This window comes from Marinobacter sp. KMM 10035, from assembly GCF_046537445.1.
Lineage (GTDB): Bacteria > Pseudomonadota > Gammaproteobacteria > Pseudomonadales > Oleiphilaceae > Marinobacter > Marinobacter sediminicola.
On the sequence record NZ_JBBVMG010000001.1, the window covers coordinates 2,640,087 to 2,654,908 of the forward strand.

The following is a 14,822-nucleotide window of genomic DNA, read 5'->3' on the forward strand; positions in this document are numbered from 1 at the left end:
CTTCAGCGCGGGCCTTCCACATTGGCAACCAGCCTTGAATCTTTCAAAGCTGCGGTGCGGTGTTTGACCACGCCTTTGTATTCAGAGCTCTGAATCATTGCCATGAACGCATCGATTGACGGATAACGCACAAGCAACACTTGATCCCAAGACTCATCGGGCGGAGCAATAAGAGAACCAACACTACGCCCAGACCAGATAACCTCAGCGCCCACGGCGCTCACGCAAGCGGCCGCTTCTTTCATATACTGTTGATACGCTTCGCGCCCACTGCACTCGCCAGAATCATCGGAGTAATCTGCTTTATCGCGAAACCGTAGCAAGTTGAGCATTACGACAGGCTGGTCTTTTGGAGTGTCTGCCAAAACTTTCTGCAGCTGTTCCGGCGCGGGATTAACGACGTTCATGCTGAGCCCTTTGTATTATAGGTTTTGCCATACTATAGCCCACCCGTTAGAGGCTTCGGCAAGCGATTTCATTAACGTTCCTTCAGATCTATCATGGAACCTTCACTCTCCAGCTTACTGGCCGCTCTACAATGGACCTGATCAACCTGTTTCAGCAAACTCTTGCAACCACTCTCCCGGTTTTCGCTATGGTTTTTATCGGGCTTGGGTTGCGCCGCATCGGCTGGATAGACGACGTCTTTGTGCACACTGCATCAGCACTGGTTTTCAAAGCCACGCTACCAACGCTTGTGTTCCTCAGCATCATAAAGGCAGATCTAAGCACCTCCCTTAACCTTGGCCTTCTCGTTTTCTACCTGTTTGCAACACTTACCAGTTTCACACTTGCATGGCTTTGGGCACGCTGGCGCGTAACCCATGCTGATCGGGGCGTATACGTGCAGGGTGCTTTCAGGGGTAACTGCGGCATCGTCGGGCTTGCATTGGCGGCAAACCTTTACGGAGACTTCGGGCTCTCTGCTGGTAGTATTTTGCTGGGCGTAGTGATCCTTTCTTACAATGCACTTTCGGTGATTGTGCTTACTGCATACCAGGCAGGAGAGTCTCCGGAGTGGCGCCGCATCCTCAAGGACATACTTCGCAATCCTCTTATACTTTCCGTATTTGCAGCTGTTCCTGTGGCCTGGCTTAATCTTCAATTGCCGGAATGGATTCTTACCAGTGGCGACTATTTTGCATCGCTTACCCTTCCACTGGCCTTGTTGTGCATCGGCGCAACGGTATCCTTCAGCGCCCTTCGCAATGACAGCTCAACGGCATTTAGTTCATCCCTGATGAAGATGGTGTTCTTGCCAGCCCTGTGCACCGGCGCAGCCTGGGCATCAGGTTTCTCCGGGCCTGAGCTGGGACTGCTATTTCTGTTCTTTGCCAGCCCTACCGCAGCTGCAAGCTTTGTGATGGCTAAAGCACTTGGTGGCAACGACCGATTGGCCGCGAACATCATTGCAATAACCACACTGATGGCAAGCGTCACCGTAACCTTGGGGGTATTTGTCCTGAAGGGCGCTGGCCTGATATAAACATCTGTCTACGCTCGAACCTCCAACAACCAATCAGAGCCTCCAATGACTGACGGAAAGCCGTATTCCCAAGCCTGCGAGAACAACAAACAAGTTATTCTCGAAAAGATTGCCACTGTGTTCAACGAGCCTGGAACCCTATTGGAGATTGGCACAGGTACCGGGCAACATGCGGTTCATTTTGCCCAGCACCTTCCGCACCTTCTATGGCAGCCCAGCGACCACCCAAGTAACGCTCAGCTGTGTATGCCTTGGCTGGAAGATGCGAACCTGCTCAACATCAACACCCCCTTGCCTCTGGATGTCAGTGCGCCCGACTGGCAACTGCCGCCAATCAACGGTGTTTTCTCTGCCAACACAGCACACATCATGTCCTGGCCTGAGGTTGAAGCAATGTTCCGGGGTGTGGCTGCCATTCTCGATGCGGGCGAAGCCTTCTGCCTGTACGGGCCTTTCAACTACGGAGGCCAATTCACAAGCCCCAGCAACCGGCAGTTTGATACTCATCTGAAGCAGCGAAACCCGGAAATGGGTATTCGGGATATGGATGACCTCAAACGAACCGGCGATGCGACCGGGCTGGTTCTGGAATCCGACTTCGAAATGCCGGCGAATAACCGGTTGCTGGTCTGGAGAAAAGGTTAATCCAAGAAAACTCAAATAGTTCTGCAAGCTAGGCAAGGACGGCCTGGCTATCGTCCCGTTTCGCAATCTTGTGTTGATCTTCCGTACTGTTGATTTTCCAGTAACTTGATATGTAAAGATGGCTTTTGGCCATTTCGCGTTCCTGCTTAAAATATGCTCGAAGTGCGCGCATGCTATGAAATTCGCAAGCCGCCCAGACCGCCGGTTGGCCCGGCAACCAGGAAAGCTGTTCAACGTGTTTCAGTAGTGCGCTGGCATCAACTTCCAGTGTGGCACTCACAACCCAGTGAACCTCAATATTCTCTGGATGCTGCAGCGGCTGAATGTCTTCACCTGACACTACTTCAATAACTACGTAGCCCCGGGCATCTTTCGGCAGCTGAGCAAGATTGACTGCGATTGCCGGTAGCGCTGTCATATCCCCGACCAGAAGGTACCAGTCTGCGTGCCTTTTGATCAGTTTTTTAGGCCCCGGCCCACCCACGAGAATTTGGTCTCCGGGTTTCGCACTACCGGCCCATGCTGATGCAGGCCCGCCTGCAGCGTGAAGCACAAAATCCACGTCTATCTCATTGTTGCGCTGTCCGCTGATGGTATAGGTACGCATCAACGGTCGCGCTTCCCCGCACTGCGGAAAAATAAGCTTTATATAAGCGCTTTCCTGGTCCTCCGGAAAGTCGGCCAATCCCGAACCACCAAGCGTTAAACGCAGCATATTTGGAGTGATGTAGGCGGAGCGAACCACCTCCAGAGTTCTTGGTGCAGGTTTAGACATCAGGACTCCTCCTTCTCAGAATTTCCAACCTGTTTCGCGCAATCTGCCATCGTCTGACTGATGCGGAGGAAAAACGCGAGCTCATCGCTCTCAAGCTTTGCGGTCAATTGTTGCACCGCCCACTCTTCCACGGAATCCAGTTTAGTCATCACTGCCCGGCCTTCAGATGTGGGGTTCAGCAGTTGGCTGCGACGATCCAGGGGATTATCCGCTTTAACGATCAGGCCGTCTCTGATCAAGTCATTGAGTGCACGAGTGATCTGAGCCTTGTCCCGCTGCATCCGTTTTGCAATGGATTGAGCAGTAATCTGATCATTCCGGCAGATCGCCTTGAGCACCCTGATGTGAGTAACTGGCAATTCAATCTTCTGCCGTTGAACACCTTCACGGAGAAGATGTTTATATGCGTGCATCAACCGATGCACAGCTTCGCTAAGTGACCCTTCAGGCATAAACACTCCATATAGTTGACTAAATCAACCATAAGGTAAATTGGTTGATGCTGTCAACCAAATCCAAACTACTCTGAGAAAAGCATTTCGAAAAGGTATTAGGGACTGAATCTGACGTGCGATGGTTTAACAAAACCTGTAGCATTTGAGCGGTCACTCAAAAACCCACCAAACACCGTTTTTTTCTGTTTCGGAGACTGCACTATGGACCGCATCACCAACCGCTTCTTACTCAGCACCCGGCGCCTAAGCGTCAATCTGGTCACCTATCCCAAAGGTCATCGCGTAAGACGTCACAACGACCCCGTGGCGGACGGAAGCTACTACAAACTGAATTTTGTGGTGATAAAACCTGCAGAGGGCGGCGTTTTCGAGACCGACCGAGCTATCTTCTCTCTTTTTAATCGTGTCGTCCTGTTCCGACCCGATCTATATGATCACAGCGTGTCGACCATCAAGCGTGGCAAGCGCGTACTGCTCAGTATCGCGCTGCACGCACCCTGGGGCTCGGCTGACCAACAATAGAGGCATGACAGCTGGCGCCCTATTCCAAGGTTCCAGCCAGTGCCTTAGCCAATATGACTCATTTCATCCAAGGTGAAGCCCTCAACTGCTTTGAGGTGGTCCGGGATGAACCGTGATATGAGCAATGATGGCAAGCTTCGTCATCCGTTTGTTCTCTCTATTAAAAATTTTCAAGCGCAGGTCGTTAAGGTTCAAAGCCTTCCAGAACAACCTTGCCTACCGCACGGCCGGTTTCCAGTTCTGCATGTGCTGCCCTGAGGTTTTCCGCATTAATAATACCCAGATGCTTACCTGCGGTTGTCCGGATATACCCCTGATCCACAAGGTTCGCGACTTGTTCCAAGAGCTCATGCTGCGCATTCATGTCTGTAGCCTGGTGCATGGAACGAGCGAACATAAATTCCACATGCAAAGACAGGCTCTTTTGCTTGATTTTCATCACATCCAGTGACTCAGGATCATCGATCAATGCAATCCTGCCAAAAGGAATGAGCAGATCCACATAGCTGTCGAAGTATTGCTGCGTTGCATTCAGGCTGGCCACATGCGTTACAGCCCCGAGCAGCCCCTCTGCGATCAGCGCATCAATCTGGGGTTTGAGAGGTTCCCGGTGATCGACTACAAAATCGGCGCCTAGCGACTGAACCCAGTTTTTGGACGCTTCACGGGATGCGGTAGCGATGACTGTTGCTCCGGTTAGCGCTTTTGCTAGCTGAATCAGAATAGAACCCACTCCGCCAGCAGCACCGACAACCAGCACGACTTCATTCGACTTATCCTGAGCACCCGGTGCTTGCCGCTTGAGCTGCAGATGCTCAAACAACAGTTCCCAGGCCGTAATAGTCGTCAATGGAAGTGCCGCGGCTTCAGAGTCGGAAAGGCTCTGTGGTTTGTGGCCAACGATCCGCTCGTCCACCAACTGGAACTCGGCGTTAGTTCCGGAGCGCGTAAGGTCGCCTGCATAGAAAACCTGATCACCAGGTTTGAACCCGGTCACAGCTTCACCAACAGCAACCACCTCTCCTGCTGCGTCCCAACCAATCACCTTGTACTCTCCGTCTTCCGCAGGCACATTCTGGCGAATCTTGTAGTCCACCGGATTAACGGCAACGGCTTTTACCTGCACCAACAAATCACGGCCACTGGCGCTCGGTTGTGGTAGCTCGATATCGATAAGTGCATTTTCGTCGGTAATGGGAAGTGACTCGCTATAACCTATGGCTTTCATCTGCTGATCTCCTGCGTTTCTTAGTGCCGTTATGGCATTTGACTGGTGATCAGTGTGAACCTTTACTAAACTGCCAAAAACAGCCTAATCCCTGAAACACTATCAATTTATTTTGGACAATATGACGCTTGAAGATCTGCAGGTAATACTCAAGGTAGCTGAGTTCCGCGGCATTACTGCCGCTGCCGTCAGCCTGAACATGCGAACAGCAACCGCCAGTGCTGCAGTGAAACGAGTGGAAAGTGCCCTCGGTGTGGAACTCTTTGTAAGAACCACCCGACAACTGCGTCTGTCCAGCGCAGGCGAAAAGTACCTTCCTCAATGCGAGCAGGCTCTGCAAATGCTGGAGCTGGCGCGCAATAACATCCAGGAAGATCAGGATTCCGTCGAAGGCGAACTACGCATCGCCGTATCATCTGATTTCGGGCGCAACCAGATGCTGCCCTGGCTGGATGAGCTTGTGGAGACGCACCCGAGCCTGAGCCTCCGCGTTAACATCAGCGACAGCAATGTCGATTTTTACAGAGACTCCGTCGACATGGCGTTGCGTTACGGCTCACCTAACGATGCCAGTCTTTACGGTTTTAAAATCTGTGATGTTCCGGGCATTCTATGCGCTACTCCGGAATACATCGAACAACACGGAACACCTAGGCACCCCCACGACCTGGCGTCTCACAACGGGCTGTTCTACCAGTTGCAGGAAATCCCCTACGATATCTGGACATTCACCCGTAACGACCAGCAGTTCAAGATACGAATGCGGGGTAACCGTGCTTCCAACGATGGAGATCTGGTGCGGCGCTGGTGCGTTGCTGGCCAAGGTGTCGCCGTCAAATCCTGCCTCGACATGTCTGATGACTTGTTGGCAGGCCGAGTAGTTAGCGTAATGCCGGAATTCAGGCCACGAGTATCAGAGCTATGGTTAATTTGCCCCAGTCGACAGTCCATCACACCAGCGATGCGCCTTCTAAGAGATCACCTGAAAACAAAATGCGCCAAAATTTTGAAAGACCTGTCAGAGAAAGAAATCCTGCCCAAAGATTCTAGCAACTGAAAAACGCGATCACATCGGACCCTTAACTCATCAGCCTCAACCATCCTCCATACATTTTTGAGTGATTGTTCAAACTTAACTTGAGCGATCACTCAAGTTAAGTTATCGTCTGTTCTCGAATTGGTTGTTGAACAGCTGCGCCGAAAACTGAGTGATCACTCAAGTTTGGCGATAGCGCTCAATCAAAGCGATTCAAATTTTATTCGCCTATATACGAGGAGCCACTCTATGGCCGACTTTACCCTTCACAACAAAGAAAGTGCTCCGGAAAAGAGTCAGGAATTGCTGGACACCTCTCTCAAATCTTTTGGCATGATACCGAGCCTGCATGCGGTCATGGCAGAAGCCCCCGGGCTGCTAGAAGGCTATCAACGCCTCCACCAGCTGTTTCTCGACAGCAGCTTTGATGATGAGGAAACCACAGTGGTATGGCAGACCATCAACGTCGAGCATGCCTGCCATTATTGCGTTCCTGCCCACACCGGCATCGCCAAGAGCATGAACGTTGATGACGCCATCACAGAGGCTCTGCGTAACGAAACGCCCTTGCCCACTGAACGACTGGAGGCCCTACGTAACTTTACCCTCGCCATCGTGCGTGGGCGTGGCAACGTTGACGATAGTGTTGTGACAAAATTTCTTGAGGCAGGATTCACCAAACGCCAGATCCTGGAGGTTGTTCTTGGTTTGGCTCAGAAGACCATCAGCAACTACACCAACCACCTTGCTGTCACGCCGATAGACAAGCCGTTCCAGAAGTTTGAGTGGCACAAGGCGGATTAATCAAACCGTAAGTCGGAGGCAGCTCTCTGTGGCTGCCCCGTCTTGCCAGTGTTTTGTGTAACAACGAAAGCAGGCAGGTACGCACTATGAATCAAACTATCTCTGCAACATCATCAACTCGCAGCGCTTCCAGAGACTGAGCCATGTCTTCCGCGAGCGCATGCACGGCTGCACTATCGACATCACGCTGTGCAAACGCCCGCAACCCCATTATTTCAGCCTGCAGCCGTCGGCCAAGGCGAACGGGATCAAGCCTGCTATCCAGCTCCCCTACTTTCTTGGCTGCAATAAAATGATCAATAAAGCGTACTTCCATACCCGCAAGTAACTCTTCAGCCTTGTCCCGAGCAATTTGTTCTCGCTCGCCAAGTTCCAGCAGGCTTTTCACCAGCATGCAGGCCCGGCTTGGCAACTCTTTATCACAAATCCCGCCGAGCCCACGCAGGTATGCCGCCAGCCCTGCCAAGGGTGATTCGTAAGCTTGAAAGATGCGGTCCAGTTCTGCCAGACCAAGGCGGGCATAGCGTTCCAGCACCTCTTGGAAAAGCCCGTCTTTACTTCCAAAGGTGGCATAAATACTACCCGGCCGCATGTCGAGGGCTTTTTCCAGGTCTTTTAACGAGGTGGCATGAAAGCCCTTTTGCCAGAAAAGCTGAAGAGCTCGTTCCAGCGAATCTTGCCGGTTGTGAATTGATGCACGCGCCATAAGTCATTTCCAGTGTTTTACAGGGCCGCGATACAACGCGGTGACAACTTGAATGATTACTCAATTTTATATTGAGCGTTCATTCAAGTCCAGCTACAGTGAGTGAGACAGGTGACCATTCAAACATCGGGCTGAATCTGTAATGACGGAAGGAATACACCCCATGGCACACGACAAATTTCCGTCGATTTTCGTTTTCGACGTTAACGAAACGCTGCTTGATATAACAACACTGGAACCTTTGTTTGATCGCATTTTCGGTGATGGACGCATTCTGAGAGAGTGGTTCGCGCAGCTGATCCTCTACTCGCAGACAATGACGCTGTCAGGCATCTATGTACCCTTTGGTGAGCTTGGAGTGGGAACACTGCAGATGATCGCCAATATTCATCAGGCAACCGTCGGAGATGGTGATATTGCGGAGCTGAAGGAACGCATGAGCACTATGCCGGCCCACCCAGACGCTGCACCGGCCCTGACCCGATTTCGCGACGCCGGGTTCCGATTGGTGACATTGACCAACTCAGCCAGCGGTGCTTCGCCTACCCCTTTGGAAACGGCCGGTCTGAGTCACTTTTTCGAACGTCATTTCAACGTTGATGCAGCGGGTAAATTCAAGCCAGCTCCCGAAACCTATGGCCTGGTCGCACAGAAACTGGCAGTAAAACCGGCTGATCTGTGCCTCGTTGCGTGCCACCTTTGGGATACTATAGGTGCCCAAGCCGCTGGTTGCCGTGGAGCATTCATTACCCGCTCCGGCAACGCCATGTTACCAGTTCCTGGTGTGCCAGTTCCGGATCTTATCGCACCAGAACTAGCCACCCTTGCCGATCAGATCATCGGTCGTCAGTAAGCACGCTCGCTGTATATCAGCTCATAGCTGTGGCTATAAATCTCCACAATGTTACCAAACGGGTCTTCCATATAGATCATGCGGTAAGGCTTTTCGCCGGGGTAGTAGTACCGCGGCTTTTCCATTCGCTTCTTGCCACCCGCCGCAACAATTCGATCAGCTAACTCTTCAAGATTCGGATCCTGCACACAGAAATGGAAAATGCCGGTTTTCCAATATTCAAAGTTATCTTCAGGGTCGGTTTGATTTTTGAACTGGAACACTTCCACCCCAATCCGATCACCGGTCGACATGTGGGCAATTCGAAAACTCCCCCAACCTTTCCCGAATACTTCTGTGCACATTTCACCAATGGGGCTGTCATCCTCGACGATTTCAGTCGGTTCCATGATCAGATACCAACCCATCACCTCGGTATAAAATTTGACCGCTTCTTCCAGGTTGGGGACTGAAAGCCCAATGTGTGAAAAGTTTCTTGGATATACGTTATTCATGCTCTGCCCTCCTGTTTAAACCTCGCATCAGGTTACAAACGCAGAGTGATTGCGTAAAATTATCATCTGTCATCATGATGAGTACAAACTATAATGATCAACACGTCATGGCTAAGAAGTTTCTGCAGCTTGGTTGAAACAGGCCACTTCACTCGCACCGCTGAGCGCCTCCACATGACCCAATCTGGCGTCAGTCAGCATATACGGAAGCTGGAGGATCAATTAGGAGTGGCGCTACTTCTACGGGAAGGTAAGCAGTTTTCACTCACAGATGCAGGTGAACGCCTTTACGCTGAAGGGCGAACGCTCATTCAGGCGCTGTCGAGCCTTGATCAAAGAATAGCGGAGGACCCCCCATACAAAGGGCTGGTAAGGGTGATGTCGCCTGGAAGCGTAGGCCTAAAGCTTTACCCGCACCTTCTTGGGTTGCAGAGCCAGCATTCTGAACTGGTCATTGATTACCGGTTTGCCCCCAACAAAGATGTTGAAAAGACTATTGCGGACTATAAATCCGATATTGGATTCATGACCAGCGCGCCAACCCTTGAAAAAGTAAGCTGCCAAGCAATTGCACATGAATCCTTGCTGCTGGTCACGCCTGCAAATGTTGTTGACCCAAGCTGGGAAGCATTAACACAGCTAGGTTTTATCGATCACCCTGATGGCGCTCATCATGCCAGCATGCTACTTAGCGCGAACTTCCCCCAGTTTCAACACAGCAACCTGTTCAAAAAGAAAGGCTTCTCGAACCAGATTGGCTTGATCCTGGAACCAGTGAGCTTGGGATTAGGATTTACCGTATTGCCTGCGCATGCTGTTGAGGCATTCAATCGGCCAAACTCCATCAAAAGCCATCAATTGCCGCAACCAGTCAGTGAGACTCTGTACCTTGTAGTTCGGCGCGAGCAGTCTTTGCCGAATAGAATGAATACAGTGATTGCAGAGGCAAGAAAGTGGCTTTGAGACGCCAAAAAAAACCCCAGCACTTCTGCTGGGGTTCAGTATTGGCGGAGAGAGAGGGATTCGAACCCTCGATACGCTATTAACGTATACACACTTTCCAGGCGTGCGCCTTCAGCCACTCGGCCACCTCTCCAATAACCTGTTTCAAATCAGCAATATCGTCGCTCATTTGAGGGCGCAAACTTTAATGGTTTTAGGGGCGCTTGGCAACTCCCTTACGATAAATCCCGGCAAAATTTCCAGTTTGCACCAATAATAGGCAGTAACGTGCTCACTATTCACGTTAGGAGTATCATCGCATTTCCAATCTGTTCAGTATGTTAACCAAGCTTGGGGGCTATCCATGCTAATGAAACCCGACCAATCGATTCTTCTGCTGGTAGATATTCAGGAGAAGCTGATGCCAGCCATTGCCTACGGCCAGGATGTAGTAGACAGGTGCACAACCCTTGCAACCGTTGCAGGGCTTTTGAACATACCCGTTGTAGCCACCGAACAGCTGCCGGAAAAGCTGGGACCTAACGTGGAAGCCATCAAAGAACTTTGCCACCATACTCTTGCAAAGTACCACTTTGACGCCTGCCCCGACGGATTAGTGGAAAGCCTGCCCGAAGGCCGACAGCATATTATTATTGCTGGCTGTGAAACCCATGTGTGCATGATGCAAACGGCTCTCAGCCTGATTGATGCCGGATACAAGGTATGGGTTGTTGCTGACGCAACGGGCTCGCGGAATGAATTTGATCGGGACGTGGCACTTGATCGGCTCAGTGCGAGCGGTGCTCGTATTGTCACGGTCGAGATGGTCGCGTTTGAATGGATGGGGCACTGCAAGCACCCCGCCTTCCGTGATGTTCAAGCGTTAATCAAATAGCCGCAAACCCGCCCATCCACCCGTAGTTTTGCGTCGTAATGAACGTCTCAACTTTTATTAAAGAGGCACAAAATGCTGAATATGGATTTTGGCCGCAAGGTTGTCATCCGCACTGGTGAACTAGAGTGGTCTCCCAGCCCCGCAGGGGGCGTGGTCAGAAAGCCGCTTGCCCGAGAGGAGGCAGAAAGAGGCCACGCAACCAGTATTGTACGCTACGACCCGGGCGCTTCATTCAGCCGGCACGAGCATCCTCTCGGTGAAGAAATACTGGTCCTGGAAGGCATATTTTCCGACGAAAACGGTGACTACCCTGCCGGCACATACCTCCGTAACCCACCCGGAAGTGGACACGCGCCATTCAGTCAGTTGGGCTGCACGCTGCTGGTAAAGCTGCACCAGTTTAATGAACGGGATCTTAAAACAGTGCAGATTGATACAAAAAATACCGACTGGCTACCAGGAATCGGCGGCCTTGAAGTAATGCCACTGCATGAATTTGAGCACGAGCATGTGGCACTTGTTAAGTGGCCAGCCAATGAGAAGTTTCAGCCCCACAGACATTTCGGAGGCGAAGAGATATTCGTTATTTCTGGTGAGTTTTGTGATGACCATGGGCGCTATCCACAGGGTACATGGATGCGAAGCCCTCACATGAGCCAGCACCACCCTTTTGTGGAGCATGAAACAATTATCTGGGTAAAGACCGGCCACCTGCCCATTGATTGAGCGTGATCCAACAGTGCTGTGCGCTACTCGGTTTCGGTGACTCTGGCATCCCCTCGACTTAACCAGAACACCATCAGCAACCCGTGGATTACCAGGAACGGTACAGCAACCATCACAAGCGCAGACCATCCAACCCATGAAAGTATGACACCGGCCGATAGAGCCGCAGTGGCCTGGGAGCCGAACACGAACACATCATTCAGACCTTGAACCCTGAACCGTTCGGCATCTGTATAGCCCCTCGGCAACAGTGTAGTGCCACCCACAAACAGAAAGTTCCAGCCAATACCCAATAGCACCAACGCCGAAAGGTAGTGGTGAAACTCAATGCCGCTGGCGGCCAGAACAATACACCCAAGATAGGCAAGAAGCCCTCCTGCCATCATAAGCGGTATACCGACAACCCGCGTGAGCCAACCACTGATGAGCGATGGTAAATACATGGCCATGATGTGCAACTGAATTACACGCTTGGCATCGTCCAGATCATGCCCCGCCATTTCCGTCATGCTGAGTGGCGTTGCCGTCATGATAAAACTCATCACGGCATAGCCAATCGCCGCACCGCTGATCGCTACCCAAACCAAAGGGTTGGCGAGAATGTCTTTCATTGGGCGGCCGCCGCCGTTGGCATGAACAGGCCTTACCAGTTCACTCTTCGCACGATAACCCAGGCTCAGTATTACAAGCGCTGCAAACTGGACACCCGCCAGCGCGAGCCAGCTTGTGAAAAAAGGATGATCCGTTCCGCCCTCACTGCCTAGTGCCGCAATCTCAGGCCCAAGCCAGGCTGCAATAAGCCCGCCAAGCAAAACCCGTGAAGCAGCTGACCCAGCCATGCTGGCAGGCACTGATTCCATCGCAGCGAAGCGATACTGGTGCACCACTGCCAGTCCCGTCCCACCAACCACGGCCGCCAGACAAAGCAACGGGAACAGGGCCAGCCAAGATGCCAGAGCACCCAGGATGCCCGCCAGCATCCCCATGGACGTTCCAAGCAGCATTACGCGCTTGCGCCCCAGGCGTTCCATCAACCAGGTGGCTGGTTTGATGGCGAGAACAGTACCCACCACCACCAATCCGACAGGCAGGGTTGCGTACTCCGGGGCCGGCGCCAGAAGGCGCCCCTGAATGCTTCCGATAAACACAATAAAGGGCGCCGTGCACATGGCCAATGCCTGCGCAGCTACCAGGACCCATACGTTGAAGGGCATCGCTTATTTTTTCCTGTAAATGATTCCGGGGTGGCACTGAACCATTTCGTAAAGATCGGGCAAGCCATTGAGGGATTCAGACGCACCCAAAATCAAATACCCCCCGGGATTAAGGGTGGCGTGTATGCGGGTCAGGATATCTTTCTTATGATCGGCAGAGAAATAGATCAACACGTTACGACACATCACAATGTCGAATTTGCCCAGCATATACCGCTCAAGGAGGTTCAGCTCTTTGAACTCCACCATGCTTTTGATTTCGGGCCGAATCTGCCAGCCGCCGCTGGTAGATGGTGTAAAAAACGCTCTCTGACGTTCTGGCGACAATCCTCTGCCAATAGCGATCATCTCGTACTCACCCCGGCGGGCGACTTCAAGCACGCTTTTGGAGATGTCTGTCGCAGTCACCTTCACATTGCGCAATTTCCCGGGCTTCTGACGCCGAAACTCGTCCACAATCATCCCAACCGAGTAAGGTTCCTGACCTGTAGAACAGGCAGCTGACCAGATTCTCAATGGGGTTGCCGGGGAGCGTTCGGCAAACTCGGGGAGCAGTTGTTCCTGAAGGATACGGAACGGGTGGTTATCACGAAACCATAGGGTTTCGTTGGTGGTCATTGCATCAATGACAACTTCTCTGAGACTTGCCCTACCGGACTTTTTCAAAAGCCCGAGCAGATCACCCAGAGAATTCAAATCATTCTCTTCCAGTATCCGCCGCAAACGGCTTTTCACCAGGTACTGCTTGTTTTCGCCCAGCAAAATACCACACGCATCCTGCAGGAACGACTTGAAGGCTTCATATTCCTGTGGGGTAATTTCTGCTTTCATTGGATCTCAGTTCTGTATGAATTACCTGTCGAAAAAGCCTCAGCCCTGATCTAACACTTCCATGACCCGCTCAGCCAACTCATCCGGGCTGAACTTTGCCATGAAATCATCAGCTCCGACTTTCTTAACCATCGCCTTGTTGAATACTCCACTCAGTGAAGTATGGAGCATAACAAAGAGCCCACTGAGTGCGGGATCACTTTTGATTCGTGTAACCAGTGTATACCCGTCCATTTCGGGCATTTCTACATCCGAGATAGTCAATGAAAAATGATCGGTTGCCTTGGAGCCATCCGCTGTCACTTCCTTGAGATATTCGAGAGCCTGCTTCCCGTCGTTTCTCAAAACCACTTCCATGCCGATGGCTGTAAGGCAACGCTCAATTTGCCGGCGCGCAACAGCAGAGTCATCCACCACAAGAATTGGCAGGTGTCCGGCTTCTCTTTCCGCGCTCTTGTTCCGAACCGCCTCCGTCACATCGTCACTAATCGGAGACACCTCAGAAAGAATCTTCTCTACGTCTATGATTTCTGCCAACTTATCATCAATCTTGGTAACAGCTGTAAGGTAGATATCCTTACCTGCCCCTTTTGGAGGAGGAAGAATATCTTCCCAATTCATGTTCAGTATTCGGTCGACACCAGTGACCAAAAACCCCTGGGTTTTGCGATTGTACTCAGTGATGATCACAAAGCTATTGGGCAAGTCCTCCTGAGGTATCCCTGGCAAACCAATAGCCATCCCAAGATCAATAACCGGAATGGTCTCGCCCCGCGTATGTGCCACACCGCGAACCACTGCACGGCTGTTAGGCATGGAATACAGCTTGGGGCACTGCAGTACTTCCTTCACCTTGAACACGTTGATGCCGTATATCTGGCGGCCGCGCAACCGAAAAAGTAGGAGCTCAAGGCGGTTCTGCCCGACCAACTGCGTGCGCTGATTTACACTGTCCAATACCCCTGCCATCGCAGTCTCCCCTGGCCGGCCTGTATCACCGGCATACATTTTGCTTTCTATTATGTTGAGTTGTCAGAGCGACGCAATAACGTCGCCTGCAAGCGGTTAGGCCTGTTTAACGGCCGGAAAGCCGCAATCCTTAGGCATTCTCAGTGGTATTTGCCGTATTACTGACAGCATAGGACAAACCAGCAGATATGCGCACCCAGCTTTTAGTATGGATCATTCTCGTAGCGGCGGTTGCAAGCCC

General features: G+C 51.7%; 18 protein-coding genes and 1 tRNA gene. 9 read left to right on the forward strand and 10 right to left on the reverse strand.

The features are described 5' to 3' along the window. Positions 1-2: 2 nt before the first annotated feature. Positions 3-407 (reverse strand): DUF1330 domain-containing protein, encoded by a 405-nt coding sequence (locus tag AADB16_RS11875; protein WP_309044409.1) that lies wholly within the window; start codon positions 405-407, stop codon positions 3-5. 131 nt (positions 408-538) lie between these two features. Between AADB16_RS11875 and AADB16_RS11880 the strand changes: the two genes are divergently transcribed. Both AADB16_RS11880 and AADB16_RS11885 read left to right on the forward strand, forming a co-directional pair. Then, complete coding sequence (locus AADB16_RS11880) at positions 539-1,486, forward strand: AEC family transporter (RefSeq protein WP_410803508.1); 948 nt, start codon at positions 539-541, stop codon at positions 1,484-1,486. 45 nt (positions 1,487-1,531) lie between these two features. After that, positions 1,532-2,131: a DUF938 domain-containing protein gene (locus AADB16_RS11885; RefSeq protein ID WP_410803510.1), complete on the forward strand. Its 600-nt coding sequence runs from the start codon at positions 1,532-1,534 to the stop codon at positions 2,129-2,131. Between the two features lie 28 nt (positions 2,132-2,159). On the opposite strand, the gene AADB16_RS11890 is transcribed toward AADB16_RS11885, so the two are convergent. Further along, complete coding sequence (locus AADB16_RS11890; protein WP_410803511.1) at positions 2,160-2,906, reverse strand: siderophore-interacting protein; 747 nt, start codon at positions 2,904-2,906, stop codon at positions 2,160-2,162. Beyond that, on the reverse strand, positions 2,906-3,358 hold the full coding sequence (locus AADB16_RS11895; RefSeq protein WP_410803513.1) for a MarR family winged helix-turn-helix transcriptional regulator: 453 nt from the start codon (positions 3,356-3,358) through the stop codon (positions 2,906-2,908). The genes AADB16_RS11890 and AADB16_RS11895 overlap by 1 nt, the downstream gene beginning before the upstream one ends. 204 nt (positions 3,359-3,562) lie before the next feature. Here AADB16_RS11895 and AADB16_RS11900 point away from each other — a divergent pair, with 204 nt between their 5' ends. After that, the gene (locus AADB16_RS11900) at positions 3,563-3,883 is read left to right on the forward strand and encodes a 2OG-Fe(II) oxygenase (protein ID WP_410803514.1); all 321 of its coding nucleotides are present in this window, start codon (positions 3,563-3,565) and stop codon (positions 3,881-3,883) included. Between the two features lie 184 nt (positions 3,884-4,067). On the opposite strand, the gene AADB16_RS11905 is transcribed toward AADB16_RS11900, so the two are convergent. Beyond that, complete coding sequence (locus AADB16_RS11905; RefSeq protein ID WP_410803516.1) at positions 4,068-5,111, reverse strand: zinc-binding alcohol dehydrogenase family protein; 1,044 nt, start codon at positions 5,109-5,111, stop codon at positions 4,068-4,070. Positions 5,112-5,232: 121 nt separating this feature from the next. Here AADB16_RS11905 and AADB16_RS11910 point away from each other — a divergent pair, with 121 nt between their 5' ends. Continuing rightward, positions 5,233-6,168 (forward strand): LysR substrate-binding domain-containing protein, encoded by a 936-nt coding sequence (locus AADB16_RS11910; protein ID WP_410803517.1) that lies wholly within the window; start codon positions 5,233-5,235, stop codon positions 6,166-6,168. A gap of 228 nt (positions 6,169-6,396) precedes the next feature. Further along, positions 6,397-6,951 carry a carboxymuconolactone decarboxylase family protein gene (locus tag AADB16_RS11915; protein WP_410803519.1) on the forward strand — a complete coding sequence of 185 codons (555 nt, stop codon included), beginning with the start codon at positions 6,397-6,399 and terminating at the stop codon, positions 6,949-6,951. 91 nt (positions 6,952-7,042) lie between these two features. On the opposite strand, the gene AADB16_RS11920 is transcribed toward AADB16_RS11915, so the two are convergent. Beyond that, complete coding sequence (locus AADB16_RS11920) at positions 7,043-7,657, reverse strand: TetR/AcrR family transcriptional regulator (protein ID WP_410803520.1); 615 nt, start codon at positions 7,655-7,657, stop codon at positions 7,043-7,045. A 163-nt stretch (positions 7,658-7,820) separates the two neighbouring features. Between AADB16_RS11920 and AADB16_RS11925 the strand changes: the two genes are divergently transcribed. Then, positions 7,821-8,510, forward strand: coding sequence for a haloacid dehalogenase type II (locus AADB16_RS11925; protein ID WP_410803522.1), 690 nt, complete (start codon positions 7,821-7,823; stop codon positions 8,508-8,510). On the opposite strand, the gene AADB16_RS11930 is transcribed toward AADB16_RS11925, so the two are convergent. Continuing rightward, on the reverse strand, positions 8,504-9,004 hold the full coding sequence (locus AADB16_RS11930; RefSeq protein ID WP_410803524.1) for a lactoylglutathione lyase family protein: 501 nt from the start codon (positions 9,002-9,004) through the stop codon (positions 8,504-8,506). The two genes, AADB16_RS11925 and AADB16_RS11930, sit on opposite strands and share 7 nt — an antisense overlap. A gap of 93 nt (positions 9,005-9,097) precedes the next feature. Between AADB16_RS11930 and AADB16_RS11935 the strand changes: the two genes are divergently transcribed. Further along, positions 9,098-9,967, forward strand: coding sequence for a LysR family transcriptional regulator (locus AADB16_RS11935; RefSeq protein WP_410803525.1), 870 nt, complete (start codon positions 9,098-9,100; stop codon positions 9,965-9,967). Positions 9,968-10,009: 42 nt separating this feature from the next. On the opposite strand, the gene AADB16_RS11940 is transcribed toward AADB16_RS11935, so the two are convergent. Continuing rightward, positions 10,010-10,100 (reverse strand) — tRNA-Ser (locus AADB16_RS11940). 210 nt (positions 10,101-10,310) lie between these two features. Here AADB16_RS11940 and AADB16_RS11945 point away from each other — a divergent pair. Together AADB16_RS11945 and AADB16_RS11950 are read left to right on the forward strand one after the other, a co-directional pair. After that, positions 10,311-10,841, forward strand: coding sequence for a hydrolase (locus AADB16_RS11945; protein WP_410803527.1), 531 nt, complete (start codon positions 10,311-10,313; stop codon positions 10,839-10,841). Between the two features lie 72 nt (positions 10,842-10,913). Further along, positions 10,914-11,567, forward strand: coding sequence for a cupin domain-containing protein (locus AADB16_RS11950; protein WP_410803529.1), 654 nt, complete (start codon positions 10,914-10,916; stop codon positions 11,565-11,567). 23 nt (positions 11,568-11,590) lie between these two features. Here AADB16_RS11950 and AADB16_RS11955 read toward each other — a convergent pair whose 3' ends face one another. The 3 genes from AADB16_RS11955 to AADB16_RS11965 are packed head-to-tail and all read right to left on the reverse strand — an operon-like array spanning position 11,591 to position 14,581. Continuing rightward, a complete protein-coding gene (locus AADB16_RS11955; protein ID WP_410803531.1) occupies positions 11,591-12,781 on the reverse strand; it encodes an MFS transporter in 1,191 nt (396 codons plus the stop codon). A gap of 3 nt (positions 12,782-12,784) precedes the next feature. Further along, positions 12,785-13,612 (reverse strand): CheR family methyltransferase, encoded by an 828-nt coding sequence (locus AADB16_RS11960; RefSeq protein WP_410803533.1) that lies wholly within the window; start codon positions 13,610-13,612, stop codon positions 12,785-12,787. 39 nt (positions 13,613-13,651) lie between these two features. Then, complete coding sequence (locus tag AADB16_RS11965; RefSeq protein ID WP_410803535.1) at positions 13,652-14,581, reverse strand: chemotaxis protein CheV; 930 nt, start codon at positions 14,579-14,581, stop codon at positions 13,652-13,654. Between the last annotated feature and the right edge of the window lie 241 nt (positions 14,582-14,822).